Source organism: Methylobacterium sp. CCH5-D2 (assembly GCF_001556475.1).
Lineage (GTDB): Bacteria > Pseudomonadota > Alphaproteobacteria > Rhizobiales > Beijerinckiaceae > Methylobacterium > Methylobacterium hispanicum.
Genome location: NZ_LSIX01000692.1, coordinates 1 through 229 on the forward strand (window position 1 = coordinate 1; position 229 = coordinate 229).

1 protein-coding gene is annotated in these 229 nt (G+C 83.4%); it reads right to left on the reverse strand.

From position 1 onward, the window contains the following. Positions 1-229: hypothetical protein (locus tag AX737_RS18185; RefSeq protein ID WP_156453818.1), on the reverse strand; the 229-nt coding region annotated here is incomplete at both ends.

Genomic DNA, 229 nt, shown 5'->3' on the forward strand with positions numbered 1-229 from the left:
CCCGCCGCGCCCGGAGATGCACCGGAGCGGGCGGCCGGAACGCGCCGAGCCCCGCGCTCGCCGAGACCTCCGCGAAGGCCGGGTCGCCGGGGTCGCGCGCGGCCGGGCCGATCCGGTAGCGGAAGGCCCGGCCCGCCTCGTCGAGGCGGTCGACCAGCGGCACCACGGCGCCGCCGTCGAGGCGCACGATCAGGCTGCCCGCGGGCGCCCCCCGGGCGGCGGCCGCCTC